This window comes from Blastomonas sp. 34TW, assembly GCF_059803595.1.
The window spans coordinates 328267-353618 of record NZ_JAPFGW010000001.1 but is presented as its reverse complement, the minus strand read 5'-3'; the positions used below and the strand labels follow the sequence as shown (position 1 = coordinate 353618).

The 25352-nt window shown below is 65.5% G+C and carries 28 protein-coding genes and 1 tRNA gene; 19 read left to right on the top strand and 10 right to left on the bottom strand.

Annotation, left to right across the window (positions count from 1 at the left end; genetic code table 11):
* Nucleotide 1: 1 nt before the first annotated feature.
* A complete protein-coding gene (locus tag OPU69_RS01660; RefSeq protein WP_060979938.1) occupies nt 2-1228 on the bottom strand; it encodes a pyridoxal-dependent decarboxylase, exosortase A system-associated in 1227 nt (408 codons plus the stop codon).
* Entirely contained in the window at nt 1225-2760 is a 1536-nt protein-coding gene (locus OPU69_RS01655) for an acyl-CoA ligase (AMP-forming), exosortase A system-associated (protein WP_498509055.1), read from the bottom strand. The genes OPU69_RS01660 and OPU69_RS01655 overlap by 4 nt, the downstream gene beginning before the upstream one ends.
* 45 nt (nt 2761-2805) lie before the next feature.
* Here OPU69_RS01655 and OPU69_RS01650 point away from each other — a divergent pair, with 45 nt between their 5' ends.
* The 4 genes from OPU69_RS01650 to OPU69_RS01635 are packed head-to-tail and all read left to right on the top strand — an operon-like array spanning nt 2806 to nt 5701.
* Nucleotides 2806-3840, top strand: a complete 1035-nt coding sequence (locus OPU69_RS01650; RefSeq protein ID WP_498509054.1) for a GNAT family N-acetyltransferase — start codon at nt 2806-2808, stop codon at nt 3838-3840.
* Nucleotides 3841-3900: 60 nt separating this feature from the next.
* Nucleotides 3901-4185 carry an acyl carrier protein gene (locus OPU69_RS01645; protein ID WP_023837935.1) on the top strand — a complete coding sequence of 95 codons (285 nt, stop codon included), beginning with the start codon at nt 3901-3903 and terminating at the stop codon, nt 4183-4185.
* On the top strand, nt 4182-4877 hold the full coding sequence (locus OPU69_RS01640) for an alpha/beta hydrolase family protein (RefSeq protein WP_498509052.1): 696 nt from the start codon (nt 4182-4184) through the stop codon (nt 4875-4877). The genes OPU69_RS01645 and OPU69_RS01640 overlap by 4 nt, the downstream gene beginning before the upstream one ends.
* Entirely contained in the window at nt 4874-5701 is an 828-nt protein-coding gene (locus OPU69_RS01635; RefSeq protein ID WP_060979952.1) for a hydrolase 1, exosortase A system-associated, read from the top strand. Before OPU69_RS01640 ends, OPU69_RS01635 begins: the two co-directional genes overlap by 4 nt.
* A gap of 177 nt (nt 5702-5878) precedes the next feature.
* Here OPU69_RS01635 and OPU69_RS01630 read toward each other — a convergent pair whose 3' ends face one another.
* From OPU69_RS01630 to trxB, 3 genes are all read right to left on the bottom strand, one after another.
* Nucleotides 5879-6583 carry a CPBP family intramembrane glutamic endopeptidase, BDIM_20840 family gene (locus tag OPU69_RS01630; protein WP_208598091.1) on the bottom strand — a complete coding sequence of 235 codons (705 nt, stop codon included), beginning with the start codon at nt 6581-6583 and terminating at the stop codon, nt 5879-5881.
* An 82-nt stretch (nt 6584-6665) separates the two neighbouring features.
* Nucleotides 6666-7754: an AraC family transcriptional regulator gene (locus tag OPU69_RS01625; RefSeq protein ID WP_498509051.1), complete on the bottom strand. Its 1089-nt coding sequence runs from the start codon at nt 7752-7754 to the stop codon at nt 6666-6668.
* 24 nt (nt 7755-7778) lie between these two features.
* Entirely contained in the window at nt 7779-8744 is a 966-nt protein-coding gene (trxB, locus tag OPU69_RS01620) for a thioredoxin-disulfide reductase (protein WP_498509049.1), read from the bottom strand.
* A gap of 194 nt (nt 8745-8938) precedes the next feature.
* On the opposite strand from trxB, the gene OPU69_RS01615 reads away from it, so the two are divergent.
* From OPU69_RS01615 to OPU69_RS01580, 8 genes are all read left to right on the top strand, one after another.
* A complete protein-coding gene (locus OPU69_RS01615) occupies nt 8939-9970 on the top strand; it encodes a type III polyketide synthase (protein WP_498509048.1) in 1032 nt (343 codons plus the stop codon).
* On the top strand, nt 9967-10524 hold the full coding sequence (locus tag OPU69_RS01610) for an isoprenylcysteine carboxyl methyltransferase family protein (protein WP_498509046.1): 558 nt from the start codon (nt 9967-9969) through the stop codon (nt 10522-10524). The genes OPU69_RS01615 and OPU69_RS01610 overlap by 4 nt, the downstream gene beginning before the upstream one ends.
* A 56-nt stretch (nt 10525-10580) precedes the next feature.
* Nucleotides 10581-12041, top strand: coding sequence for a S41 family peptidase (locus OPU69_RS01605; RefSeq protein ID WP_498509045.1), 1461 nt, complete (start codon nt 10581-10583; stop codon nt 12039-12041).
* A 307-nt stretch (nt 12042-12348) separates the two neighbouring features.
* A complete protein-coding gene (gene rpiB, locus OPU69_RS01600) occupies nt 12349-12795 on the top strand; it encodes a ribose 5-phosphate isomerase B (RefSeq protein WP_060977534.1) in 447 nt (148 codons plus the stop codon).
* Between the two features lie 35 nt (nt 12796-12830).
* Nucleotides 12831-14141, top strand: a complete 1311-nt coding sequence (glyA, locus tag OPU69_RS01595) for a serine hydroxymethyltransferase (RefSeq protein WP_060977539.1) — start codon at nt 12831-12833, stop codon at nt 14139-14141.
* A gap of 3 nt (nt 14142-14144) precedes the next feature.
* Nucleotides 14145-14369 (top strand): hypothetical protein, encoded by a 225-nt coding sequence (locus OPU69_RS01590; protein WP_060977533.1) that lies wholly within the window; start codon nt 14145-14147, stop codon nt 14367-14369.
* A gap of 16 nt (nt 14370-14385) precedes the next feature.
* Nucleotides 14386-14847 (top strand): transcriptional regulator NrdR, encoded by a 462-nt coding sequence (gene nrdR, locus OPU69_RS01585; RefSeq protein ID WP_060977532.1) that lies wholly within the window; start codon nt 14386-14388, stop codon nt 14845-14847.
* A gap of 4 nt (nt 14848-14851) precedes the next feature.
* On the top strand, nt 14852-15583 hold the full coding sequence (locus OPU69_RS01580; RefSeq protein WP_196490585.1) for an RNA methyltransferase: 732 nt from the start codon (nt 14852-14854) through the stop codon (nt 15581-15583).
* A 146-nt stretch (nt 15584-15729) separates the two neighbouring features.
* Here OPU69_RS01580 and OPU69_RS01575 read toward each other — a convergent pair whose 3' ends face one another.
* Complete coding sequence (locus OPU69_RS01575) at nt 15730-16257, bottom strand: DUF6456 domain-containing protein (RefSeq protein ID WP_208597837.1); 528 nt, start codon at nt 16255-16257, stop codon at nt 15730-15732.
* A 96-nt stretch (nt 16258-16353) separates the two neighbouring features.
* Between OPU69_RS01575 and OPU69_RS01570 the strand changes: the two genes are divergently transcribed.
* Nucleotides 16354-16917 (top strand): helix-turn-helix domain-containing protein, encoded by a 564-nt coding sequence (locus tag OPU69_RS01570; RefSeq protein WP_060977531.1) that lies wholly within the window; start codon nt 16354-16356, stop codon nt 16915-16917.
* A gap of 13 nt (nt 16918-16930) precedes the next feature.
* Nucleotides 16931-18106: a glycosyltransferase gene (locus OPU69_RS01565; protein WP_498509044.1), complete on the top strand. Its 1176-nt coding sequence runs from the start codon at nt 16931-16933 to the stop codon at nt 18104-18106.
* Here OPU69_RS01565 and OPU69_RS01560 read toward each other — a convergent pair.
* Both OPU69_RS01560 and OPU69_RS01555 read right to left on the bottom strand, forming a co-directional pair.
* Nucleotides 18091-18438 carry a PilZ domain-containing protein gene (locus tag OPU69_RS01560; protein WP_060977529.1) on the bottom strand — a complete coding sequence of 116 codons (348 nt, stop codon included), beginning with the start codon at nt 18436-18438 and terminating at the stop codon, nt 18091-18093. The two genes, OPU69_RS01565 and OPU69_RS01560, sit on opposite strands and share 16 nt — an antisense overlap.
* A gap of 241 nt (nt 18439-18679) precedes the next feature.
* A complete protein-coding gene (locus OPU69_RS01555; protein WP_082751290.1) occupies nt 18680-18970 on the bottom strand; it encodes a hypothetical protein in 291 nt (96 codons plus the stop codon).
* A 527-nt stretch (nt 18971-19497) separates the two neighbouring features.
* Between OPU69_RS01555 and OPU69_RS01550 the strand changes: the two genes are divergently transcribed.
* Nucleotides 19498-20487 (top strand): aldo/keto reductase, encoded by a 990-nt coding sequence (locus OPU69_RS01550; protein ID WP_060977527.1) that lies wholly within the window; start codon nt 19498-19500, stop codon nt 20485-20487.
* Nucleotides 20488-20517: 30 nt separating this feature from the next.
* On the opposite strand, the gene OPU69_RS01545 is transcribed toward OPU69_RS01550, so the two are convergent.
* Nucleotides 20518-20594: transfer RNA gene (locus OPU69_RS01545), tRNA-Pro, on the bottom strand.
* Between the two features lie 209 nt (nt 20595-20803).
* Between OPU69_RS01545 and yajC the strand changes: the two genes are divergently transcribed.
* The 4 genes from yajC (at nt 20804) to OPU69_RS01525 (ending at nt 24278) form a co-directional block, all read left to right on the top strand.
* Nucleotides 20804-21130, top strand: a complete 327-nt coding sequence (gene yajC / locus OPU69_RS01540; RefSeq protein WP_060977526.1) for a preprotein translocase subunit YajC — start codon at nt 20804-20806, stop codon at nt 21128-21130.
* 133 nt (nt 21131-21263) lie between these two features.
* The gene (gene secD, locus OPU69_RS01535) at nt 21264-22868 is read left to right on the top strand and encodes a protein translocase subunit SecD (RefSeq protein WP_060977525.1); all 1605 of its coding nucleotides are present in this window, start codon (nt 21264-21266) and stop codon (nt 22866-22868) included.
* 15 nt (nt 22869-22883) lie between these two features.
* On the top strand, nt 22884-23858 hold the full coding sequence (gene secF, locus OPU69_RS01530) for a protein translocase subunit SecF (protein WP_060977524.1): 975 nt from the start codon (nt 22884-22886) through the stop codon (nt 23856-23858).
* Nucleotides 23859-23885: 27 nt separating this feature from the next.
* Complete coding sequence (locus OPU69_RS01525; RefSeq protein ID WP_060977523.1) at nt 23886-24278, top strand: Mth938-like domain-containing protein; 393 nt, start codon at nt 23886-23888, stop codon at nt 24276-24278.
* A gap of 105 nt (nt 24279-24383) precedes the next feature.
* Here the strand turns inward: OPU69_RS01525 and OPU69_RS01520 are convergent, their stop codons facing one another.
* Complete coding sequence (locus tag OPU69_RS01520) at nt 24384-25334, bottom strand: DUF3137 domain-containing protein (protein ID WP_498509042.1); 951 nt, start codon at nt 25332-25334, stop codon at nt 24384-24386.
* Between the last annotated feature and the right edge of the window lie 18 nt (nt 25335-25352).

Genomic DNA, 25352 nt, shown 5'->3' with positions numbered 1-25352 from the left:
ACTAGACGAGCAATTCCGCCGCCTTGCCATGGCCGAGGAAATCGGCTGGGCTGGCGGTGGCGCCATAGGCCCCGGCGCAGAACACCGCGACCAGATCGCCGACCTCCGCGCGCGGCAGATACGCCTTGTCGGCGAGCCGGTCGAGCGGGGTGCACAGGCAGCCGACGACATTGGCCTCTTCTTCCGGCTCGGCATCGAAGCGGCTGGCAATCGCGACCGGATAGTTGCGCCGCACGACGGTGCCGAAATTGCCGCTGGCGGCGAGCTGGTGGTGCAGCCCGCCGTCGGTGACCAGGTACAGCTCGCCATGGCTGGTCTTCCGGTCGACAATGCGCGTCAGATACACCCCCGCCTCGCCCACCAGCCAGCGGCCCAGCTCCATCGCGAAATGCGTTGATTTGAGTGCGTCCGGCAGCGCCGCGAACCGCTCGCCCAGCGCCAAGCCCACCTTGGCAATGTCCACCGGCATGTCGCCCGGAAAATAGGGAATGCCCATGCCGCCGCCGAGATTGACATGCTCCGGCACTGCGCCCGCCTCTTCGGCGAGCTGCGCGGCGAGGTCGAGCGTCTTGCCCTGGGTCTCGATGATCGCATCGGCATCGAGCGCCTGCGAACCGGCAAATATATGAAAGCCGCGCCAGTGCGCGCCCTCGGCCAGAATGTGCCGGACCAGCGCGGGCACCCGAGCCTGATCGATGCCAAAAGGCTTGGCGCCGCCCCCCATGCGCATCCCCGACCCACGCAGATCGAAATCCGGATTGACCCTGACTGCGACGCGCGGCTGCACGCCGATCCGCTGTCCAATCGCCAGCGCGCGCTCGCCTTCGCCTTCGGATTCGAGGTTGAGCGTGACGCCTGCGGCAATCGCGGCCTCAAGGTCGCGGTCGCGCTTGCCCGGTCCGGCAAAGCTGATGCGCGCGGCATCCATCCCCGCCGCCTGCGCCAGCGCCAGCTCGCCCGCCGAGGCGATGTCGATGCCATCGACCAGCGAGGCCATCAGTTTGAGCACCGGCGCGAAGGGATTGGCCTTCATCGCATAATGAATCGAAAGGGGCTCGGGCATGGCCGCACGCAGCGAGGCGACGCGCGCGCGCAGCATGTCCGACGAATAGACGAAGCACGGGCTGTCCCCGGCCATGTCGACCAGTTCGCTGGCCTTGAGGCCCTGCACCGCCAGCTCACCGTCGATTGCCGCAAAACCGGCGGGTATCGGCCCCAAAGGCTTCATGCGTCACGTTCCTCGATCTCGGCGACCAGCAGCGCGCGGTCGATCTTGCCATTGGGGTTCTTGGGAAATTCGTCGCGCAATTCGACCACCTTCGGCAGCATGAACGCGGGCAGATCGCGCTTCATCGCGATCACCAGATCGTCGACAATTTGCTCGGGCTGCGGCACGGCAGCGGGGCGGACGAGCAGCAGGATCGCCTGGCCAAGCTGCGGATCGGGAATGCCCAATGCCACGGCTTCCGCCGCAAGCCCGGTCGAGGTCGCCGCATCCTCGATCTCTGCCGGGCTGATGCGGTTGCCCGAGGACTTGATCATCGCATCGCGCCGACCGACGAAATAGAGCAGCCCCTGTTCGTCGCGCCGCACCCGGTCGCCCGACCAGACCGCCATGCCGCCATAGGTCGAGAAGGCCGGCGCCGGCTTATATCGCTCCGCCGTGCGTACGGCATCCTGCCAATAGCCCTGCGCGACCAGCGGCCCTGCATGCACCAGCTCGCCCTCCTCGCCCGGCGCGGCATCCTCGCCCGCATCGTTGACCACCAGAATCTCGGCAAAGGGGATGGCCTTGCCGATGCTGGTCGGGTTGCCGTCGATCAGATCGGGGTCGAGATAGGTCGAGCGGAACGCTTCGGTCAGGCCGTACATCGCGAAAATGCGGGTCGCGGGGAATATCCCGCGCAGTTGCTTGACCAGCGCAGGGCTGAGTGCGCCGCCGCTGTTGGTGAGCCGCCGCATCGTCGCGGTCGCTTCAACCGGCCATTCAATCTCGACCAGCTGCGTCCAGAGCGGCGGGACCGCAGCGAGCGTGGTGATGCCGTACCGCACGCAGGATTTCACCACATCGCGCGGCATCAGATAATCGAGCGGAACCGCCGTGCCGCCTGCCGCCCAGGTCGAAAGCAGCTGGTTCTGTCCATAGTCGAAGCTCAGCGGCAGCACGCACAAGGTCTTGTCGTCGCTCTCCAGCCCGAGATAGTTCGCGACGCTGATCGCGCCGAGCCACATATTGGCATGGCTGAGCATTACCCCCTTGGGCTTGCCGGTCGAACCCGAAGTGTAAAGGATCGCCGCCAGGTCGTTGGGATCATGCGATGATGCAGTCAGGCTGGTCTCGCCCGCCTTCCACGCCGCCATCGCCTCGTCATCGTCGAGCGTCCGGCAGCCTTGCGGAACATCTCCCTCGATGAGGGTTGTCAGCCGGGTGCGATTGGCGATCAGCAGCTTCGCGCCGCTATCGGCCAGGATATGCGCGACCTGCGCGCGCTTGAGCACCGGGTTGATCGGCACATGCACCATCCCGGCACGCGCCGCCGCCAGTGGCATCAGGCAAGTGGTCTCGTTCTTCGGCAGCCAGGTCGCGACCCGGTCGCCATGTTCCAGCCCCATCGTGGTTAACCAGGCCGCAAGCAATCCGATACGCAAGTTTAACGTGTCGTAGCTAAGAGAGCCTTCACGCAATATCAGCGCGTTCGCGGGGCCCTCGCCCCTCAGTACCAGATGATCGAGCGGCTGCGGAGTGGGATCGAGAGACATCACGAACGGTTTGGCTCATAAGGAAGACGCGGCATCATGGGGTTCATGACGTTGAATGATGAATATCATGATAACCGGAAGGCTGCGTGCGCGCACCGGCTTTCTGCGCTCGACGATCCGGGCCGGGTCGGGCTGTTCGACCGCGCGCTCTGGTTCGACGGGCTGCACCGCCACTGCCTTGCCGATCACGCCCCGCACATCGCCTATGCCGCCGATCGTGGCGATGCGGTGAAGCTGCACCTGATCGACAACGGCCGGTCGGGCCTTGGCTCGATGGCCAACTGGTACAGCTTCATCTGGCGCCCCGTTTTCGGCGGCACGCCCGATGCGCAGCGTCGGCGCGCACTCATGCTGTCGGTCGCCCAGAAGCTGAGCAAGACGACGCATCGGCTGATCCTCTCCCCCGTGCCCGACGAATGCGGCTCTGCAACGCTGATCGAGGAGACTTTCGCCGCGACCGGCTGGACGGTCCGCCGCGAGCGCTGCGACGAGAATCATGTGCTGCACCTGAAAGGGCGCAGCTTTGCCGAATACTGGCAGGATCGGCCGGGCCAGCTGCGCTCCACCGTCAAGCGCAAGGGCAGCAAGGGCGTGGTCTCGCTCCGCGTCGAACATCGCTTCGATGCGCAGGACTGGGCCGATTACGAAGCAATCTATGCGCGCAGCTGGAAGCCCGAGGAGGGCAATCCCGAATTCCTGCGCTGGCTCGCCGAGCGCGAATCCGAAGCCGGACGGCTGCGGATGGGCATGGCGAGCATCGACGGCCAGGCGGTCGCCGCGCAGTTCTGGACGGTGGAAAACGGCACCGCTTATATCCACAAGCTGGCGCATGACGAGCGGCATATCCAGGCTTCGCCCGGCACGCTGCTGACGCACGCGCTGTTCGCACATGTCATAGATACGGATGGCGTCGATCTCGTCGATTTCGGCACCGGCAGCGACGCTTACAAGCGCGACTGGATGGAAGACATGCGCCCGCGCAATCGGCTCGAACTGATCTGGCCCCGGTCGCCAAAGGCCTGGCCCTATATGGCGAAGAGCCGCGTCGCAGGGCTTGCCGCCCGTTTTGCGAAAGACTAAGGCCGCCAGCACGCAGTCCGGGGGGAGGACTGTCCAAGGCGACAAGCCAGCGAGGGATATGTGAGCGAGATCGAGACCAGCGGAGCGAGCGACGCGATCGAAACCGTGGTGCGCCAGGTGCTGCGCGACATTCTGGGCCTGTCCGAAGCGCAGGTCGCGGGGTTCGACCGCGATACCGAGCTGTTCGGCGCGCTGCCCGAGCTCGATTCGATGGCGGTGGCCGGCCTGCTGACCGAGATGGAGGATCGCCTCGGCATCCTGATCGAGGATGACGAGGTCGATGGCGAGCTGTTCGAGAATTTCGGCAATCTTGTCGATTTCGCGCGGGCCAAGGCCGCCGCGTGATCCGCGCTTACCGGTTCGACGGCAACGACGAACTGTGCCTTTGCCATGGGCCCGATACCGGCCCGGCGCTGCTGATCCTGCCGCCGCTGTTCGATGAAGCAAACCGGGTGCGCCACCTGATGGTGGAGACTGCGCGGGCACTGGCGGGCAACGGCGTCGCCAGCCTGTTGCCCGATCTTCCCGGCTGCAACGAAAGCCTCGTCCCGCTCGACCGCGCCAGCATCAGCCTGTGGCAGGCGGCGCTGATCGCCTGCGCCGAGCAACTGGGGCCGGTGACCCATGTCGCCGCGATCCGCGGCGGCGCGCTGCTCGATGGCGCGCTGGGCGATCTGCCGCGCTGGCGGCTCGCGCCGGTCAAGGGCGGGCAACTGCTCCGCACGATGCTGCGCACCCGCATTGCCAGCGACCGCGAGGCAGGGATCTCCAGCAGCAGCGAGGCGCTGATGGAACTGGCGCGCACCCAAGGTATCGAACTGGCAGGCAACAGCCTGTCGCCCTGCATGATCCGCGAACTCGATGCCGCCGCGCCTTCCGAAGGCAAAGGGGTGCGGCTCGCGCGCTTTGCCGACGATCCGCTCGAGGCCGATGCGCGGATCACGGGCGCGCCGCTCTGGCTGCGCGCCGAACCCGCGCACGATTCCGCGATGGCCGCGTCGATCGCCGCCGATATTGCCGCATGGATGCGCGGATGAGGCAGCATTTCACCTTTGCTTGCGCGGGCGAGACGCTGGCCGCGACGCTCGACAGCGCCACCGGCAGCACCGGGCTGCTGATCGTCAGTGGCGGCAACGAGATCCGCTCGGGTGCGCATGCCGGAATGGCGGCGCTCGCGGCTTCGGTCGCTGCATCAGGCCATCCGGTGCTGCGCTATGACCGGCGCGGTATCGGCGACAGCACGGGCGAGAACGCCGGTTTCGAATCGAGCGCCGAGGACATCGCCGCCGCGGCCCGCGCGTTTCGCGAACGCTGCCCGCAGCTCACCCGGCTGGTCGCATTCGGCAATTGTGATGCGGCGAGCGCCCTCGCCTTGTTCGGCCCGGCGGCGGGCATCGACGCGCTGATCCTCGCCAATTTGTGGACGATCGAGAGCGACACGGAAAGCGAAACCGACGAGGCCGAGGCCGCGAGCACGATGACCGCCAGCGCGATCCGCAGCCGCTATCTTGCCAAGCTCAAGGACCCGCGCGAGCTCTGGCGGCTGGCGAGCGGCGGGGTGAATATCGGCAAGCTGCTGCGCGGGCTGAAACAGGCGACCGCAAAGACCGAAGTCACCGGCCTGGTCGCCCGCCTCGGCGAGGCACTCGCCACGCTCGACCGCCCCACCACACTGCTCGTCGCCGAACACGACCGCACCGCAATGTGGTTCCTCGAACATTGGGCCAGCGACGCCTTCGCCAAGGCGCGTGCCAACCCGCATCTGTCGCTCCACCGCCTCGACAGCGGCTCGCACAGCTTCGCGAGCGCGGCCGACAAGGCGTGGCTCAAGGAGCGAATTATGGCGGAATTGCGCACTTAAAGCCTCTCCCCTTCAGGGGATGGGTAGGGTTGGGGGCGATTGCATCTCTGCCATCGCTGGCGCAGCCATAAGACGCAACCGAAGCCCCCCACCCCAACCCTTCCCCTGGGTCGCAGACGAGCGAAGCTCAACGAGAGGGGCTTTTGATGGCAACCAGGGCCAGGCCGCCTCTCCCTCTCAAACCAGAAACGAGAACGCGTTGCCGAAATTGTGCAGCGCCACCGGCAGCACCAGACTCCCCGTGCGGAGGCGCAGCCATACGGCGATCAGCGAGGGGATGGCGGTAAGCGCCATGATCGCAGGCTCGAACGAGAAGCTGCCATCGGAATAGCCGAACGCATGCGCCATGCCGAACAGCCAGCAGGACAGCAGCGCGCCCCAGCCCCAGTCGACCCCGAGCAGGCGCTTGCGGCCCTGAAACGCCTGGTCGAGCGCAAACAGCAGCAGGCCGCGATAGAAGGGTTCTTCCTCGAGCCCTGGCATGGTCAGCTGGAAGCCGATCGCTTCCGCATCGGCCTTGTCTCCGCCGAACACCAGCGCAATCGCAACGAAGAACGCGCAATAGGCGGCGGCGACGGGCAGCGCGGCCTTCAGGCTGCCGGGAGTCTGCGCCAGGGTCAGGCCGATCCGGTGCCAGCCGAGCGCGGGCAGGCCGGCGAGAACGAGCGTGGCTGCGAGCGCCATGAGCTTGCCCTGCCAGTTCCATTCCCCGCCGATCAGATCGGGAAGCCATCCGTAGAACCGCGTGAGGCAGGCGTCATTGACCGCGATCAGCAGCGCGGCGATCAGCAGCCAGCGGGGCGAGAAATTCCGGCGATCCGCCAAGCCCATAGCCGTACCAAGCATGAGCAGTATCGTCAGGGTGGCTGCCAGTCCGATCACGCCTTTGCCTTTCGTTGATATTGCGTGCCGGGATTAGCCTTGGGCGGATCGCAAGGCTCCTCAAAAGACGGCAGATCGTTGCTCAGAACCCGGATTTTGCGGGATTTGGCGCAGCTTCGGCGAGAAGCGCGGCGCGGCTGCGATAGTCGCTCGGAGTGCAGCTCATGATCGCGCGAAAGGCGCGGTTGAAGCTCGCGAGCGAGGCAAAGCCGCTGTCGAGCGCGATGGCGATTAGTTTATCGTCGTGCCCGCGCGTTTCGAGCAAACGGCACGCCTCAATGACCCGATAATGGTTCAGGAAAGCGCGGAAATGGTCATGGCCCAGCTGCTGATTGACCAGCGTCCGGACGGTGCGCTCGGGCGCGCCCATCAGTTCGACGAACCGGGCAAAGCCGAGTTCGGGGTCGAGATGCACCCGCTCCACCTCGATCAGGTCGCGCAATCGGCTAATCAGCGCTGCATTTTGACCGGTATTGGCAGGCGGGGCCGCGCCTGCATTCGTGGCACCCGCGCCAAAGGTCAGCACATCAGTCCGGATGGTCAGCAGCTTGCCCGCGAGCCATAGTCCGAAGGCAAGGATCATCGCGTTCTGCGTCATCGAAAAGGCGAGCGGGCGCCAGGCGAAGCCGAACAAGGCGTCAGCGGCGAGGTCGATGAGCAGCATACCGCCGAGCAGCGCCGCGACCAGCACGCGCGCTTCGTGGCGGCGCTGGATCAGGTCGTCCTGACGCTCGGCCAGCAGCCGCCAGACGAGGTGTCCGACGATTCCAAAACCCATCACCACCAGCACGCGCGAAAGCCCGAGCTGATCAAGCCATGCCCCGAACAGCCCGCGATCTGCCGCCGCGATTAGCGCCCAGGCGATGCCCGTCACCAGCACCCCGCCTTTCAGCCGAAACCGGCGGTCAAAGCAGGAGAGCGAGAACCACCACAGGAAGATGACGGCAAAGCCGCTCAGGCCATGGGCAATGTCGCCCGGCACTCCGAGCGGCACGGCGAACGACAGCGGCGTGTTGCCGAGGACAAAACTGGCAAGACAGATCGCGAGCGGAGCGAACAGCAGCGATGACTGTCCGAGCTGCCGCCAGTACGCTAGCATCAGCCAAGTGAGCAGCAGGCAGGTGCACGCTGCCCCGGCGCGAAGGGCGGCGTCGAGTTGCTCGACGATCATCGCCGGGAGTGCGCGCCCGCCCCCTTATTCCGCCGCAATCGCCTCGAAATCCGCTTCTGCCAGGAACCGCTCGACATCCAACGCGGCCATGCAGCCGGTGCCGGCCGCCGTCACCGCCTGGCGGTAGACCTTGTCCATCACGTCGCCGCACGCGAACACGCCGGGGATGGTGGTGTACGGCGTGCCGGGCTTCACCTCGATATAGCCGTCCCGGTCGAGCGGCAAATGGCCCTTGAACAATTCGGTCGCGGGCGCGTGGCCGATGGCGACGAAGCCGCCGTCGACCGCGAGGTGCGAGGTTTCTCCGGTGACCGTATCCTTGAGATCGATGCCGACCAGCCCGTGCGGCTCGCCGCCGCCAATGAAGCGTTCGACGCCCTTGTTCCACAGCACCGTGATCTTGGGGTTGGCGAACAGCCGTTCCTGCAGGATCTTTTCCGCGCGCAGCGAATCGCGGCGGTGGATCAGCGTCACATTGTCCGAATGGTTGGTGAGGTACAGCGCCTCTTCGACCGCGGTATTGCCGCCGCCGATCACCGCGACCTTCTTGCCGCGATAGAAAAAGCCGTCGCAGGTCGCACAGGCCGATACGCCCTTGCCGCCCAGCTCCTGCTCACCCGGAACGCCGAGCCATTTCGCCTGCGCGCCGGTGGCGATCACCAGCGTTTCCGCCTCGTACACCTGGCCGCCATCGCCGGTCAGGCGGAACGGACGGCGCGACAGGTCCACCGAGACGATGGTGTCGTAGATCATCTGGGTGCCGACATGCTCGGCCTGGGCCTGCATTTCCTGCATCAGCCACGGACCCTGGATCACGTCGCGAAAGCCGGGATAATTCTCGACATCGGTGGTGATGGTGAGCTGCCCGCCCGGCTGCAGACCCTGCACCACGATGGGCTTGAGGCCTGCACGCGCGCCATAGATCGCGGCGGAAAGGCCGGCGGGGCCGGAGCCCAGGATCAGCATGCGGGTCTTGATCGTTTCGGTCATGGTCTGGCTTTCTCGAACGGATGCGGCGGATGTGGACAGGGCCGGGCCTGGCCGCAAGGGCAACAGGCGGTGAGTCCCGCGCAACATTAACTTGTGGGCCGCTAAAGCAGATTTGGGCCCGCCCTGCCAAGCGCGATTCACCGGCTCGTGGGAATCGCTTGCCAAGCGCTGCGCACTGTGACCACCTTATGCCAATGCTTCCCCGCATCCAGTCCATCACCACCGTCGTTCCCGACCACAGGATCAGCCAGCCGCAGGTCCGTGATTTCGTGGGGCAAGCGACCGAAAAGGGCCTGCCGGAGCGCATCGCGGCGATCTATGACAGCACCGGCGTCGAATGCCGCGCCATTGCGCAGCCGCCCGAATTCTACCTGGGCCGCGCCGATTTTCCGCAGCGCAATGCCGTGTATCTCGCCGAAGGGCAGAGACTGCTCGAGGGCGCCGCTGCGCAGGCGCTGGCCGATGCGCGGCTGGAACCGGGACAGATCGACGCCATCGTCTGCGTCTCTTCCACCGGCATCGCGACGCCCTCGATTGCGAGCCAGATGATTGCACCGATGGGCTTTCGCGCCGATGCGCTGACGGTGCCGCTGTTCGGCTATGGCTGTGCGGGCGGCGTGCTGGGCCTTCAGGTGGCGGGCGATCTGGTGCGTGCCGATCCTGCGCGCCGCGTGCTGCTGCTAACAGTGGAATTGTGTTCGCTCGCGTTCCGCTTCGGCGACCTCACCAAAAAGGCGATCATCGCCTCGACGCTATTCGCCGATGGCGCGAGCGCGGTGGTGCTGTCGGCGGCAAGCGATGGCCCGGCGCTGGGGGCTTTCGCGCAGCATACCTGGCCAGACAGCCGCGCGATGATGGGCTGGGACGTCGACGAGCTGGGCCTCGGCCTCATCCTCTCGCGCGACTTGCCGAGCTTCGTGCGCGAGCGTTTCGCGCCGGTGGTCGACGGCTTTCTCGCGCGCGAAGGGCTGGACAAGGCGGCGCTCACCGAACCGGCGTGCCATCCCGGCGGGCGCAAGGTCATCGATGCGCTGGAACGCTGTTTTGCGCACCTGCCGCGCGGATTGGCGGAAACCCGCGCGGTGCTGGCTGACCATGGCAACATGTCGTCGCCCACCGTGCATTTCGTGCTGAAGCGCATCCTGGCACGGGGGCAGACCGGCCCCTTGCTGATGACGGCTTTGGGGCCCGGTTTTACGGGCGCGATGGGGGTGCTGCACCGATGATCGCAAGCCCTGCCCTCGCCCCGTTGATCTGGTCACCCGCCTGGCCTGCCGCATGGGCGGTGCTGGCGTTCCTCACCGCGCAGCGATTGCTCGAACTGGTATACGCGCAGAAGAACACCAGGGCCCTGCTGGCGCGCGGTGCGGTGGAGCATGGGCGCGGGCATTACCCGGCGATGGTCGCCATCCATGCGAGCTTCCTCGGCGCGCTGTGGTTTTCGACGGCAGCGTATGCGCCGATGCTCTGGCCGCTGCTGATCGCCTTCGCACTGCTGCAGGCCGCAAGGCTATGGGTCCTGGCCACGCTCGGGCCATATTGGACGACGCGGATCATCTCCTCGCCGGATTTTCCGCGGATCACCGGTGGTCCCTACCGGCTGGTCCGCCATCCCAATTACTGGGTGGTGACGCTCGAAATCCTCACCATTCCGCTGATCTTCGGGCATCTGCCGATTGCGATCCTCTGGACCTTGCTCAACGCAGGCATATTGTTCATCCGCATCCGCACCGAAAATGCGGCGTTGCAGATGCGATCGCTGCAAAAACCTGTCGCCTGATCGTCGCTGTCTGCCTAGATTGCGGCCCATCGTTCTCGCTTCGGATTCTTCGCTCCATGCGCCATTTGATCGGCCTGCTGGCCAGTTCCGCTCTGCTCCTGACCGGTTGTGGCGGAGGCGGGGGATCGTCCACGCCCACGCCAGCCCCGGTCGCGAGCGCACCAGCGCCCACGCCCGGCCCGACGCCCAGCCCCACCTGCTCGCTCGCCAACCGCCAGGCCTTCGCCCGCGACGTGCTCGACGAATGGTATCTCTTCCCCGAACTGCTGGTGACCAGCACCAATCCGGCCAGCTTCACCACGGTGCAGGGCTATATCGACGCACTCACCGCGACCGCGCGGCAGCAGGGCAAGGACAGGTTCTTCACCTTCATCACCTCGATTGCCGAAGAAAATGCGTTCCTCGCGAGCGGCGAGAGCGCCGGAATCGGCATACGGCTGTCGATCGATGCACCGGCGCGCCGGGTGTTCGTCAGCGAGGCGTTCGAAGGCGCGCCGGGCCTCGCCGCCGGAGTCGACCGCGGCGACGAGATCACCGCAATCGGCACCAGCAGCGCGAGCCTGAGGAGCGTCAGCGACATCATCGCGGCAGAAGGTTCTGCCGGAATCACCAATGCGCTGGGGCCGAACACGGCGGGGCTCACCCGCGTGCTCAGGGTTACGCGCGGAAGCGCATCGCGCGAGGTCAGCGTGACCAAGGCGGTGTTCGATCTGCCCGCCGTCTCCGGCCGCTATGGTTCGCGGATCATCCAGGACGGCAACCGCCAGATCGGCTATATCAATTTGCGCACCTTCATCTCGTCCGCCGATACGCCGCTGCGCGAGGCCTTTGCCAGCTTCCGTGCAGCCGGCATTACCGAATTCATCATCGATTTCCGTTATAATGGCGGCGGGCTGGTTTCGACCGCAGAATTGATGGGCGATCTGCTCGGCGGCAACCGCAGCAGCAACGAACTCTTTTCGGGCGTGCGCTTCCGCGCCTCGAAATCTTCGCGCAATGAAAACCGCCTGTTTGCGCCGCGCGCGGAATCGGTGAGCCCGGTCAAGATCGCGTTCATCGGCACCGGCGCCACCGCCTCTGCCAGCGAACTGGTGATCAACTCAATGGCCCCCTATCTCGGCCGCAACCTGGCGCTGATCGGCGCGAACACCTTCGGCAAGCCGGTAGGCCAGATCGCGCTCGACCGCAGCGCGTGCGACGACCGGGTCCGCGTCGTCGCGTTCAGCTCGGTCAACAGCCGCAACCAGGGCGAATATTTTAACGGCCTGGCCAGCACGCTCGACGTCACCTGCCAGGCACCCGACGACCTCACCCGGCCGCTCGGCGATCCGCAGGAAGCCTCGATCCGCGGCGCGCTCGATTTCCTCGCCGGGCGCAGCTGCACCGCGATTGCGCTCAGCGGCCCATCGGGCAACATCGCCGGCCAGTCGCAGCGCGGCCTGATCGCCAGCGACCGAGAACTGCTGGTGCCGGATGCGCCCAGCCCGGCGCAGCGCGAAGTGCCAGGGCTGTTTTGAGCCCCGCGTAAAACCCCTCCCCCTCGATGGGGTAGGGTTGGGTGGGGGTGATGGTGCCGGATTGAGCCTGGCTAGCGATGCCTCACCCAGCCCGACGATCACCCTCACCGCTGCGACCAGGCTCCTTCGTCGCCAAGTCTCGCTGCCTCTCCCATCCAGGGAGAGGCGTCTCGTGATCGCAATGCCTCGAGTCACAAAACTGCCACCGATCCACAATCACTGGTGGCATCGGACGCCTCGCTCGCCTAGATAGCGCGCGAGGCGGGATTCGGCCCGCACCCTGGCTTCAACTGGATCGCACCGCCCGATGACCGCTACGCCCGTCAAGATCGCCCTGGCATCGGACCATGCCGCCGTCGCGCTCAAGGCGGAACTCGCCGCATGGCTGCGCGAGCAGGGCCACGTCGTGACCGATCTGGGCCCGGACAGCACCGACAGCGTCGATTATCCCGATTACGGCTTCAAGCTCGCCGCGCATGTCGCCAGCGGCGCGGCAGAATTCGGCGTCGCCTTGTGCGGATCGGGCATCGGCATCTCGATCGCGGTCAACCGCAACCCCGCCTGCCGTTGCGCGCTGGTTTCGGACAGTCTCTCCGCGCGCCTTTCGCGCCAGCACAATAACGCCAATGTCATCGCCATGGGCGCGCGGCTCATCGGCATCGATGCCGCCAAGGACTGCCTCGCCGCCTTTCTCGCCACCCCGTTCGAGGGCGGTCGCCACGAACGCCGCGTGGCCAAGCTGACCCCCGCCTGATACAACCCCGTTCACTCGCCCCGATGGAGCCTGACATGTCGACCAATACCGCGATCAATGAAATCCGCTCTTCCGGCTTTTTCAGCGAAGGTCTGGCGGTGACCGATCCCGCCGTCGCGGCCGCGATCGCCAAGGAAGTCCGCCGCGAAAAGAAGCAGATCGAGCTGATCGCTTCGGAAAACATCGTGTCGAAAGCGGTGCTCGAGGCGCAGGGTTCGGTCTTCACCAACAAATATGCCGAAGGCTATCCCGGCAAGCGCTATTATCAAGGCTGCGCCCCTTCGGACGAGGTCGAAGCGCTGGCGATCGAGCGCGCCTGCAAGCTGTTCGGCGTCGGTTTCGCCAATGTGCAGCCGCATTCGGGCGCGCAGGCGAATGGTGCAGTTCTGCTCGCGCTGGTCAAGCCGGGCGAAACGATCCTCGGCATGTCGCTCGATGCGGGCGGCCACCTGACGCATGGCGCGCGCGCCGCGATGTCGGGCAAGTGGTTCAACGCCGTCCAGTACGGCGTGACCCCCGATACGCATCTGATCGACTATGACGAAGTCCGCCGTCTCGCGCTCGAGCACAAGCCCAAGCTGATCTTCGCCGGCGGCTCGGCCTATCCGCGCCATATCGATTTCGCCAAGTTCCGCGAGATCGCGGATGAGGTCGGCGCGTATCTGCATGTCGACATGGCGCATTTCGCAGGCCTGGTCGCCGCCGGCGTCCACCCCTCGCCGTTCCCGCACGCGCATGTCGCCACCACGACCACGCACAAGACGCTGCGCGGCCCGCGCGGCGGCATGATCCTGACCGATGACGAGGCGCTGGCGAAGAAGTTCAACTCCGCCGTGTTCCCCGGCATGCAGGGTGGCCCGCTGATGCACGTGATCGCGGCCAAGGCGGTCGCGTTCGGTGAGGCGCTTACCCCTGAGTTCAAGAGCTATTCGCGCGCGGTGATCGACAATGCCAAGGCGCTCGCCAGCCGCCTCAAGGAGCGCGGCGCGGACCTCGTCGCAGGCGGCACCGACACGCACCTTGCGCTGATCGACCTGCGTCCGCTGGGCGTTACCGGCAAGGACGCCGACGAGGCGCTGGAGCGCGCCGGCATTACCTGCAACAAGAACGGCATCCCGTTCGACCCGCTGCCGCCGACCAAGACCAGCGGCATCCGCGTCGGTTCGCCGGCCGGCACCACGCGCGGCTTCGGCGTCGCCGAATTCCGCGAGATCGGCGACATGATCGCCGACGTGCTCGATGGCCTTCGCGCCAAGGGTGAGCATGGCGACCCCGAAGTCGAGGCCGCCGTCCGCCTGCGCGTCGAGGCGCTGTGCGACCGCTTCCCGATCTATCCGGAGCTTTGAGCCATGCAGAACCCTGACGATCCGAACAATTCGGGTGACCTTATTTCCGATGCCCGCGAGGAGATCGTGGGCATGGCCAAGCAGGGCATGGCGCACCCTTCGACCAAGCCGGTGCTGACGGCAGGCGCAATCGGCGCGGTCGCCGGGGCTGTCCTGCCCGTCATCAGCTGGCCGGTCGGCCTGCTCGCGGGCGCGGGCTTCATGCTCTACAAGCGCCTGCGCCCCTGAAAGCTGGCGCTCACCGATGAGATGCCCGTTTTGCGCGCACGAAAATAGCCAGGTCAAGGATAGCCGCCCCACCGAAGACGGGGCGGCCATCCGCAGGCGTCGCCAGTGCGAAAGCTGCGGCGCGCGCTTCACCACGTTCGAACGCATCCAGCTGCGCGATATCATGGTGGTGAAGAGCGAGAACCGCCGCGAGCCGTTCAACCGTGCCAAGATCGAGAAATCGGTCGCGGTCGCCTGCCGCAAGCGCGGGATCGATCAGGAGCGGATCGACCAGCTCGTCTCCGGCATCCAGCGCCAGATCGAAACCTCGGGCGAGAACGAGGTCCATTCGCGCGAGATCGGCGGGATGGTGATGGATGGCCTGCGCATGCTCGATTCGGTCGCCTATATCCGCTTCGCTTCGGTCTATCGCGATTTCAGCGAGGCGAAGGATTTCGAGGAATTCGCCAGCACGGTGAAGGATGTCGGCGGTGCCTGAGACAATGGTTCCACCGCCGGTGTTCATCCTGGTCCGTCCGCAGCTTGGCGAGAATATCGGCAAGGCGGCGCGGGCAATGCTCAATTTCGGGCTGACCGACATGCGCCTGGTCGCACCGCGCGATGGCTGGCCCAATCCATCCGCCGGCCCCGCAGCCTCGGGCGCGGATGTGGTGCTGGAACGCGCTCAGGTGTTCGAGAGCGTCGCAGAGGCCGTCGCTGATTGCCACCATGTCTATGCCACCACGGTGCGCAAGCGCGGCGTTACCAAGCCCGTCGTTACCCCGGAGGTCGCCGCTCGGGCGATGGTGGCCGCGCCGGGCCGCAGCGCCATCCTGTTCGGCCCCGAACGTTCGGGGCTGGAGACCGACGACGTGGCGATTGCGCACGACATCCTGACCGTGCCGATCAATCCCGAATTCGGATCGTTGAACCTCGCCCAGGCGGTGATCCTCGTCGCCTATGAATGGTCGAAGACCGGCGGACAGGGCCTCGCCTCTCCGCCTCAGGTCGATCTCGATCCGCCCGCGCCGATGGAAGAACTGGACGGCATGTTCGATCAGCTGTGCGGCATGCTGGAGGAGAAGAACTATTTCTTCCCCGAGAGCCGCGCCGCCACCAGCCGCAGGACGCTGCGCAACCTCATCACCAAGCCGCAATGGAACAGCAATGAAGTGCGCACCTTTCGCGGCGTGCTGAGCACGCTCGCCAAGCCGCCACGCAAGCCGGTGAGCTGAACTCAGTGCTGAAACGCCGTCACCCCCGCGAAAGCGGAGGCCCCGCTTCTTCAGCATGGTAGAGCCAGAAGCGGGATTCCCGCGTTCGCGGGAATGACGATTCTAAACAACATGCGGCTGAAATCTGGCGATTTATTCCGCCCACCTTACCCCGGCAGCCGGTAGAAATCGGCGAGCCGGTCGAGCGCCAGCCGCAGCACCAGCCTGCCCGAGCGCACCGGCCAGCCGAGGGCCTTTTCCGCGACCGGCATCGCCTCGCCCGAACAGATCACCCGCCAAGCAATATCGTTGAGGTCCCGCCCCAGTGCCGTCATCGCCGCATCGAAACGCTGGCGTGCGGCCGTCTGGCGCTCGGTCGGCTCGAGATGATCGTCGCTGCCCCGCCGTGCGCCTGAGCGCGGAGCGGCATCCCAGCGCATAGTGAGCGAGGGCGACAGGTTCGCGCGCTCCCAGTCGCTGCGCAGCTTCTCGCCCGCATCGAATTGCCGCTCGCCGATGAGCCCTCGCGCGAGCAGCCAGCCGAGCGGCGATTCGGCAAGGTTGACCGTGACCGAACGCGCCGGCCGCCGCGCGCCATCGACCCGGCGCCCGACCATCTCGCCCTCGATCACCTTTTCCGCGAGCAGCCTGCCCGCCTCTGCCCGCACGCCATGCGATGCTTGCCTCTGCGCCATTTTCAACACCCCTGATGGTTCGTGATGGATGAAGGACTTGCCACAGAGGTTGGATTGTAGGAAAGAAGATTATCCATATAGGTTAGGATACCGCTCATGATCAACCGTATCCGCGATGTGCGCCGCGCCCGCAACCTGACGCTCGAAGAGGTCGCCCAGCGCTGCGACCCGCCGACTACCGCGCAGACCATCGGGCGGTTGGAAACGGGCACGCGCACCTTGTCGCTCGACTGGTTGAACCGGATCGCTGCCGCGCTCGAAGTGGAATCGAGCGCGCTGGTGAGCAGCACGGCGGCTGCCGATCTGCCGCTGGCCGCCCTTCTCTCTGCCGAAGGCGCGCGCGCACCGACGCGCAGCGAACGGGCGCTGCCGCCCGTACCGGCCGAAAATCTCGTCGCGTTGCGCGTTATCGGCAGCATCGGCGATTATCGCAGCGGCGACATTGTCTGGCTGCGCCGGGTCGAGCAGGCCGATCTTGCCAGCGCGCTCAACCGCGACGTGCTGGTGCCGCGTCCGGCGGGACGCTTTGTCTTCGGCAGGCTGATCGCGCGCGAGGGCGGTCGAATGCAGATCCTCCCCCCCGGCCCAGGCTCGCGCCAGCAGGTGGTCAACGATCCACCTTGGCTGGCTGTGGCAGAAACGTTAATCCGCGCGCTGTAAGGCTGGCGCGGTGATGCGCATCCTCACCCTCGCCACGCTGTTTCCCAATGCAGCGCGCCCCAATTTCGGCATCTTCGTCGAGCGCCAGACCGCAACGCTGGCAGCGCGCGACGATGTCGAAATCACGGTGATCAGCCCGCAAGCCCTCCCCCCCTGGCCGCTTTCCCGCCATCCGCGCTATCGCACCTTGGCAAAGCTGCCGTTTCGTGAAACCTGGCGCGGGTTGGACGTGTATCGCCCCCAGTTCCCGCACCTGCCCGGCCTTGGCAACCATCTTCAGCCGAAGCTGATGGTCCGCGCTATCTGGCCGCTGATCGAGAGGCTGCACCGCGCCAGGCCGTTCGATCTGATCGACGCCGAATTCTTCTATCCCGACGGCCCCGCAGCGCGCGAGCTCGCGCAGCGGCTGGGCATCCCCTATTCGGTCAAGGCGCGCGGGGCGGATATCCACCATTGGGGCAGCGACCCGAAGACGCGCGAGCAGGTGCTGCGCGCCGGGCTGGATGCGGCCGGGCTGCTTGCGGTGTCGGCGGCGATGAAGAGCGACATGGTCGCGCTCGGCATGGCCGAGGAGAAGATCACTGTCCATTATACCGGCTGCGACCAACGGCGCTTTGCGCCCCGCGCCGATGACGGGCTGCGCGCCGAGCTCGGGATAGCAGGCCCGATGCTGATCACGGTGGGTGCGCTGATCGCGCGCAAGCGACAGGATCTGGTGATCGAGGCGCTGCCCGACTTGCCCGATGCCACGCTGGTGCTGGCGGGTGCCGGCGAGCAGGAGAGCAGCTATCGCGCCCTGGCGCAAAAGCTGGGTGTGGAGGCGCGCGTGATCTTTGCAGGTGCGCTGCCGCATGACGACTTGCCCCGCTGGCTGGCCGCAGCCGACATCATGGTCCTGCCGTCAAAGTCCGAGGGGCTGGCCAATGCCTGGGTCGAGGCGCTCGCCTGCGGTACGCCGATCGTCATCAGCGATGCAGGCGGTGCGGGCGAGCTGTTGACCGCCCCTGTCGCAGGCCGGATCGTGCAGCCGACGCCCGAGGCGCTGGCCACCGCGATCGGCGAGCTGCTGGCGCTGGCACCCGACCGCGATCGGGTGCGCGGCGCGGTCGCCAATTTTACGTGGGACCGCAATGCCGATGAGCTGCACCGGCATTTTTCACGGCTGCTGTCGTTTCAGCGGCGCTCCTGACGCTCGCGCAGGGTGCGGATGATGCGGTTGCAGATCGTCGGGCTCAGCGCCTCGGCAAAATGGCACCCCATCAGCTTGCCTTCCGCCCAGACGATCTCGCCCTCAATCGGGGCCACGCCATCGATCGTGAGCGTCACCGGCGCATGCATGCGCAGCGGGAGATCGCTTTCGAAACGGCATCCGGTGATAGAGAGGTTGGTCAGCGCAACGGTGCAGTGTCGGCGGCCCTGATCGACCAGATCGGCCTCGATATTGACGTTGATGCGGATGGCGAAGCGCCGTTCCGCCGCCTGCTCGCCTGGCTGGCCCTGCCTGCCTGTCAACGCTGCCATAACGGCCTCCAGCAACCCTCGTTCTTGGCTCGGTGCCGTCCGGGGGAAAACGGCAGGAGTGCAACCGCCCGGCGATATAGCGCACAGAGCCTAATCGAGCGTAAACATAGGTGAAGAAAACATGACTGCTGCGGCAGCTGGCCAGAAGCACATCGGTGCCTCAGACGCAAAAACGCCCGGCAGCACGAGGCTACCGGGCGTCTTTAAGGCTTGGCCCTTTCGGGCGAAGTGAGCGTAGAGCTTACTTCTTTTCTTCAGCCGGAGCGGCCGGAGCAGCAGCGTCAGCGGCCGGAGCAGCAGCTTCTGCACCAGCTTCGGCGCCAGCAGCGGCACCGGCTTCGGCGCCAGCTTCAGCACCGGCTTCCATGCCAGCTTCCATGCCGGCGTCAGCAGCCGGAGCGGCTTCTTCAGCCGGAGCTTCGGTGGTGGCTTCTTCGGCGGGAGCTTCTTCAGCCTTTTCCGGCGAGCAAGCGGCGAGAGCCAGAACGCCAGCGACGGCGAAGACCGGGCTCAGCTTGAGAATGGACTTCATGGTACTTTTCCCCTTCGTTGCGGAAACAAGAGCCCGCGTTGTATCGACACCCTAGGGACTCTGGCAAGATTTATTTCTTGCACTGGCGCAGGAAGGACACGCCGCATCGGCCCGACCCCTTTCCCCCGCACCCTTGGGAACCGTGCATATAGCCGGTTTGTGAGGGGGCGAAAAGAGGATAAAATACTGACAGCCAAGGTGTCTTTTGTTCCGAAAAACACAGCCTGACGAATGTCCAGTGCAGCCCCTTCATGCGCGCTGGGACCATGACCCCAGGTGGCAAGACGATGAACGAATACCCCTATTTTTCCGTTACTTACTTGCCCCCTTGGCTTTCCAAGCCAAGGAACGTCAGCACGCCGTGCGTTGAGTTGAAGCGCGCGAGCAGCACCCGGTTGGGACAGACGGGCATCAGCGCCACTCGCCGATGCCCCGACGCCCGAATCAGCGTCTTGACCTGAGCTTGCCGGGTGTGCGAGCGCAATCGGCACGAACGCTCTTCCCCCCTCACTCCGCAGGAACCACCAGTGACCACACGCACGATCAACAACCGCCCCGTCCAGGCGATCGGCCTGGGTTGCATGTCGCTGAGCTGGGGCTATGGCAATCTGCCTGCGCGCGAGACCGCCACCGCGCTGCTCCATCGCGCGCTGGACCTGGGCTATGACCATCTCGACACTGCCAATATCTATGGCCTGGGGCATAACGAGACGCTGATCGGCGAGGCGCTGAAAGGGCGGCGGCAGGAATTCTTCCTGGCAACCAAGATGGGAATCGTCATCGAAGGCGAGAAGCGCGGCATCAACTGCCGTCCCGAGACGATCCGGCGCTGTATCGATGAATCGCTCACCCGCCTGCAGACCGACCATGTCGACCTCTATTACATGCACCGCCGCGACCGCGACGTGCCGATCGAGGAATCGGTCGGCGCGATGGCCGACCTGATCAAGGAGGGCAAGATCGGAAGCATCGGCCTGTCCGAGATGTCGGCCGAAACGCTGCGTCGTGCGACGAAGGAGCACCCGATCGCGGCGATGCAGACCGAATATTCGCCATGGACGCGCGAGCCGGAAATCGCCGTGCTTGATGCATGCGCAGAGCTTGGCACGACATTCGTCGCCTTCTCGCCGGTCGCGCGCGGCGTGCTGGCCAATGGCGTGCAGGATGCCGACGCGCTGACCGACAAGGACCTACGCCGCGGAATGCCGCGCTTCAATGCCGAGAACTGGCCGAAGAACCGCGCGCTGGCGGAAGCGTTCAACGCGATCGCCGCCGAGCTGGAGGTGACACCGGCGCAGTTATCCCTCGCCTGGGTGCTCTCGCGCGGCGACCATATCGTCGCCATCCCCGGCACTGCCTCGATCGCGCACATGGAAGAAAATTTCGCGCGCAAGGATTGGATCATCCCGGCTGACGCCGCAGCCCGCATCGACGAACTGATCAACGAACACACCGTCAGCGGCCCGCGCTACAGCGAGGCGATGCAGCGGACGATCGAGACGGAGATGTTCGGGTAAGTCGTCCGCACCAATGTTGCGGCGATGAATTGGTCGGGACGAGAGGATTCGAACCTCCGACCCCCACACCCCCAGTGTGATGCGCTACCAGGCTGCGCTACGTCCCGACCGGGCTTTCACCGCGCCTGCGGCAAAAGCGAAGCGCGCCTATATGGCGATGCGGCGCGCTTGGCAACCCCGTGATGCACAAGTTGGCGCAAGGTGATCGCCAATTGCCTTGCGCGGCCGATGATGATAGGCGCGCGCATCGCTGCGACCGGCTGTTTATCGGCCAATCGCTCCCCTTTTCCTTTCAGACATTCGGATATCACAGCCCATGGACTCGACACTCCTGCTCGCACTGGCCGCCGCTGCCCCTGGCGCCGCACCGGCCTGGACCCAGCTTTTGATGTTCGTGCCGTTGCTGGCGATCTTCTATTTTCTGATCATCCGCCCGCAGCAGCGCCAGATGAAGGCGCACAAGGCCAAGATCGATGCGGTCAAGCGCGGCGATCAGGTCATCACCGGCGGCGGTCTGGTCGGCAAGGTGACCAAAGTCGACGACGCCTATGTCGAGATCGATCTGGGTGGCGCCAAGGTGCGCGCGGTCAAGGCGACCTTGAGCGACGTCATCCAGCCGGGCGGCGCGCCCGCCAACGATTGAGCGGCGAGCGGGAACGACCTGCCGCCTTGCCGCCTGTTGCGCGCATGAATATATGGCGCGCACATCCGGCCCGCGCTGAGCGGACCAGGCACACCGCCGCGTCCGAGCCAGCACTGCCAAGGAAGCAACACGAATGCTAGATTTTCCGCGCTGGAAAACGATCTCGATCAGCCTGATCCTCGCCCTGGGCGTGCTGATGGCGATCCCCAGCCTGCTGCCTGCGGGCGCGGCCAAATATTATCCCTCGTTCCTGCCGCAGGAAAAGATCAACCTGGGGCTCGACCTTCAGGGAGGCAGCCATATCCTGCTGGAGGGCGACCCGAAGGACGTCGCCGCGCAACGCCTGCAGAACATGGAAGAGACCGTGCGCGCCGCGATGCGCAGCGCCAAGCCGCGGATCGGCATCGGCGATATCTCGCGCGAGGGCGGCAAGCTCTCCTTCCTGGTGCGCGACGTCAGCCAAGTCGATGCCGCGCGCGAGCTTATCCTGCCGCTGACCAGCGGCGCGGGCCTGACTGGGCAGCGCGACTGGGACATCGAGGTGCGCGATACCAGCCGCATCGTGCTCACCCCCACCGAGGCGGGCCTGACCCAGGCGCTCGACCAGGCGATGGAAACCGCGACAGAAGTCGTGCGCAAGCGCATCGACGAAATGGGCACGCGCGAGCCGACGATCATCCGCCAGGGCGACAACCGTATCGTGGTGCAAGTGCCCGGCCTTGACGATCCGCAGGCGCTGAAGGATCTGCTGGGCAAGACCGCCGAGCTCGAGTTCAAGCTGGTCGACCAGGCCGCCAGCCCCGAGGATATCGCCGCCGGCCGCGCGCCGGTGGGCAGCGAGATCATTCCCTATCCGACCAACCCTGCGGGCGGCACCCCGATCGCGGTACGGCGTCTGGGCGGCATTCGCGGCGACAAGCTGACCAATGCACAGGCGAGCTTCGACCCGCAAACCAACGAGCCTGTCGTGTCGATCACCTTCGACCGTGATGGCGGCGCGCGTTTCGCGCGGCTGACCCAGGAGAATGTCAACAAGCCGTTCGCGATCATCCTCGATGGCGAAGTGCTCTCCGCACCCAATATCAACGAGCCCATTCTGGGCGGATCGGCGCAGATTTCGGGCAGCTTCACCACCGAAAGCGCCAACCAGCTCGCGATCGCGCTGCGCTCCGGCGCCCTGCCGGTGGAGCTCAAGGTGGTCGAGGAACGTTCGGTCGGGCCTGATCTGGGTACGGAATCGATTCAGCTCGGTCTAATCGCAGGCGGCCTCGGCACGCTGGCGGTGCTGGTGTTCATGGTGCTCACCTATGGCCGGTTCGGGGTCTATGCCGATATCGCACTGGTGCTCAACATCCTGCTGATCCTGGGCATCATGGCGCTGATGAACGCCACGCTGACGTTGCCCGGCATTGCCGGCTTCGTGCTGACGATCGGCGCGGCGGTGGACGCCAACGTGCTGATCAACGAACGCATTCGCGAAGAACGCAAGAACGGCAGGCGGATCATCCAGGCGATCGAGGTCGGCTATACCGAAGCCTCGCGCGCGATTTATGATGCCAATATCACCAACGTCATTGCGGCCGTGCTGCTGTTCCTGTTCGGCTCGGGCCCGGTGCGCGGCTTTGCCGTTGTGCTGATGATCGGCATCGTCACCTCGGTCTGGACCGCGGTCTATGTGACGCGCATGTTCGTGGCCCTGTGGCTCAAGCGCGAACGTCCGCGCGAACTGCACATTTAAGGAAGGCTTGAAACCATGAAGCTCCTCAAGCTTGTCCCCGACAACACCAATTTCCGCTTCCTGCGCTGGCGCAAGCTGGCGATGACGATCAGCCTGCTTTCGATCGTTGCATCGCTCGTGCTGGTCGGCGTGCGAGGCCTCAACCTCGGCGTCGATTTCGTCGGCGGCCAGATGATCCAGGTGACGTTCGACAAGGTGGCCGAGGCCCCGGTGGCCGAGTTGCGCGAGGATATCGAGGCATTGAACCTCGGCGAATCGACCATCCAGCGCTTCGGCCAGCCCAACCAGGTCTCGGTCCGCATGCGGCTGGACGGCGATAATCCGGATGAGGTCAACGCCGTCACCAAGCGCGTAACCACGATGATCACCAAGGAATATGCGGCGCAGGGCGCGCGGATCGACGGGGTGGATTCGGTCTCGGGCAAGGTGTCGGAAGAGTTGCTGACCACCGGCGTCTATTCGCTGGTCTTCGCGATGATCGCGATCGCGGTGTACATCTGGTTCCGGTTCGAATGGCAGTTTGGCGTCGCGGCGCTGTTCGCGCTGTTCCATGACGTGGCCATCACCTTCGGTTTCTTCGCGCTCACCCAGCTCGAGTTCAACCTCAACATCATCGCCGCGCTCCTGACGATCATCGGCTATTCGCTGAACGATACCATCGTGGTGTTCGACCGCGTGCGTGAGAACCTGCGCAAATATCGCAAGATGGACATGATCTCGCTGCTCGACCTGTCGACCAACGAGACGCTGTCGCGCACGGTGATGACCTCGCTGACGATGCTGATCGCGCTGCTGGCGCTGCTGCTCATCGGCCCGGGCGTGATCTTCGGTTTCACGGCCGCGATGACGCTGGGTCTGTTCGTCGGCTGCTATTCGTCGATCTACATGGCCAACCCCATCCTGGTCTGGCTCGGCGTCGGCCCGCACAGCTTCGTGCCGCAGCAGACAGAGGCGGACAAGGCCGAGGCCAAGCTCAAGGAAGGCCTGTGATCGCCGGATTCGCTGGTCGCGTCATCCATGGCTGAGTTCACGCAGGATCCGCGCGCGTCCGGCCCGGTGATTACCGGCTTTACCGCGCGCGGCTTCAAGCTAGACGGCGACAATTTGGGCCAGCGCCGGGTCGACGGCGCGCTGGTGTTGACGCCGGTTTCGGCCATGCCCTGGGACGCACCGGCGGTCGAGGCGCTGGATGTCAGCGCGATGGGCCAGGTGCTGGCGCTCGACCCGCCGCCCGAGTTCATGCTGCTCGGCACAGGTGGCGCCATGACCCACCCTCCCCGCGCCTTCATCCGGGCCATGGAAGAGCGCGGTATCGGTGTCGAGGTGATGGACAGCCGCGCCGCCGCCCGCGCCTGGGGGATATTGCGCTCCGAGGAGCGCTGGATCGCCGCTGCGATCATGGGGCTTTAGGCGTCCGCTATTGCTACGTCATTCCCGCGCAAGCGGGAATCCCGCTGTTGTTCTACGCTCATTCGAAATAGCGGGACCCCCGCCTTCGCGGGGGTGACGACTGCATCACGTTGAAGCCCCTTCCCTGCGCCGTTCATTCAAGCTGATGATCATCTCCGCCAGCGCGCGGAACTGTTCGATCGTCCGTCCGAGCAATTCGCGATCACGATCAGGACTGAGCGAAGCGCTCTCGAACAGATCCTCGCTTTTCACGGTCACCACGACATCGCCCTTGTGGAACAGCGCCTTCAGGCCCTTGCCCTCGAACTTGTCCTCCAGCGCCACCAACCGCTCGCAATAGGCGGGGTGAACAAGATACCGTGCCTCCACGGGATCGCTGCCATAGACGTCGAATGTGTCCTCGAACCGTGGGTCGACCATCTTCACCCGATCGAGCTTCATGCCGTTCTTGGTCTGGCTGTCGCCGAACCAGGTCAGCCGCATGCGCTGGCGCTCCACCAGGGTCACGCCATGGAATTGCCGCGCGAAGCGTATCTTGAGAATGACCCCGCGGAACACCGAGACGTCGCGCCGATTCTTTCCCGACCCGCGCCGCTCGATCAGATGCGCCTCGTACAGGTGAAAAGGCGTGCCGCCGATCTCGCCCTGCCAGCAATCCTCGCAGGTCTTGCGGGTATAGCCCGGGAGCAGATCATAGGCATAAGCGAGGTTGAACTCGTCTCCGAACGCGGCTTCGGGGCTGTATTCGACGCCGAGGCTGCGCGCGAGCGCGCTGTTGATCTCGCGCTTCAGACTGCTCACCATGTTCTGGCGGATGATGCCCCCCATGGTGAAGCCGATGGCGATGATGGCAAGGCCGACGAAACCGACGGCTTGCCCCCAGAAACCGTCCCAGAAAAAGCCCAGCAGGAACGGCGCCCCCAGGACAAGGCCGCCCACCATGCGCTTTGCTGCCTTGCGCTTGGCCTCCTCGCGTGCGCTCGTCTGGGCCTGCAGCCACTGGCCAAGTTCGCCCGCCAGCAGCGTATCGACATCGGCTATTGTGATCACCGGCATTCCCCCGCCTCTAGCGCC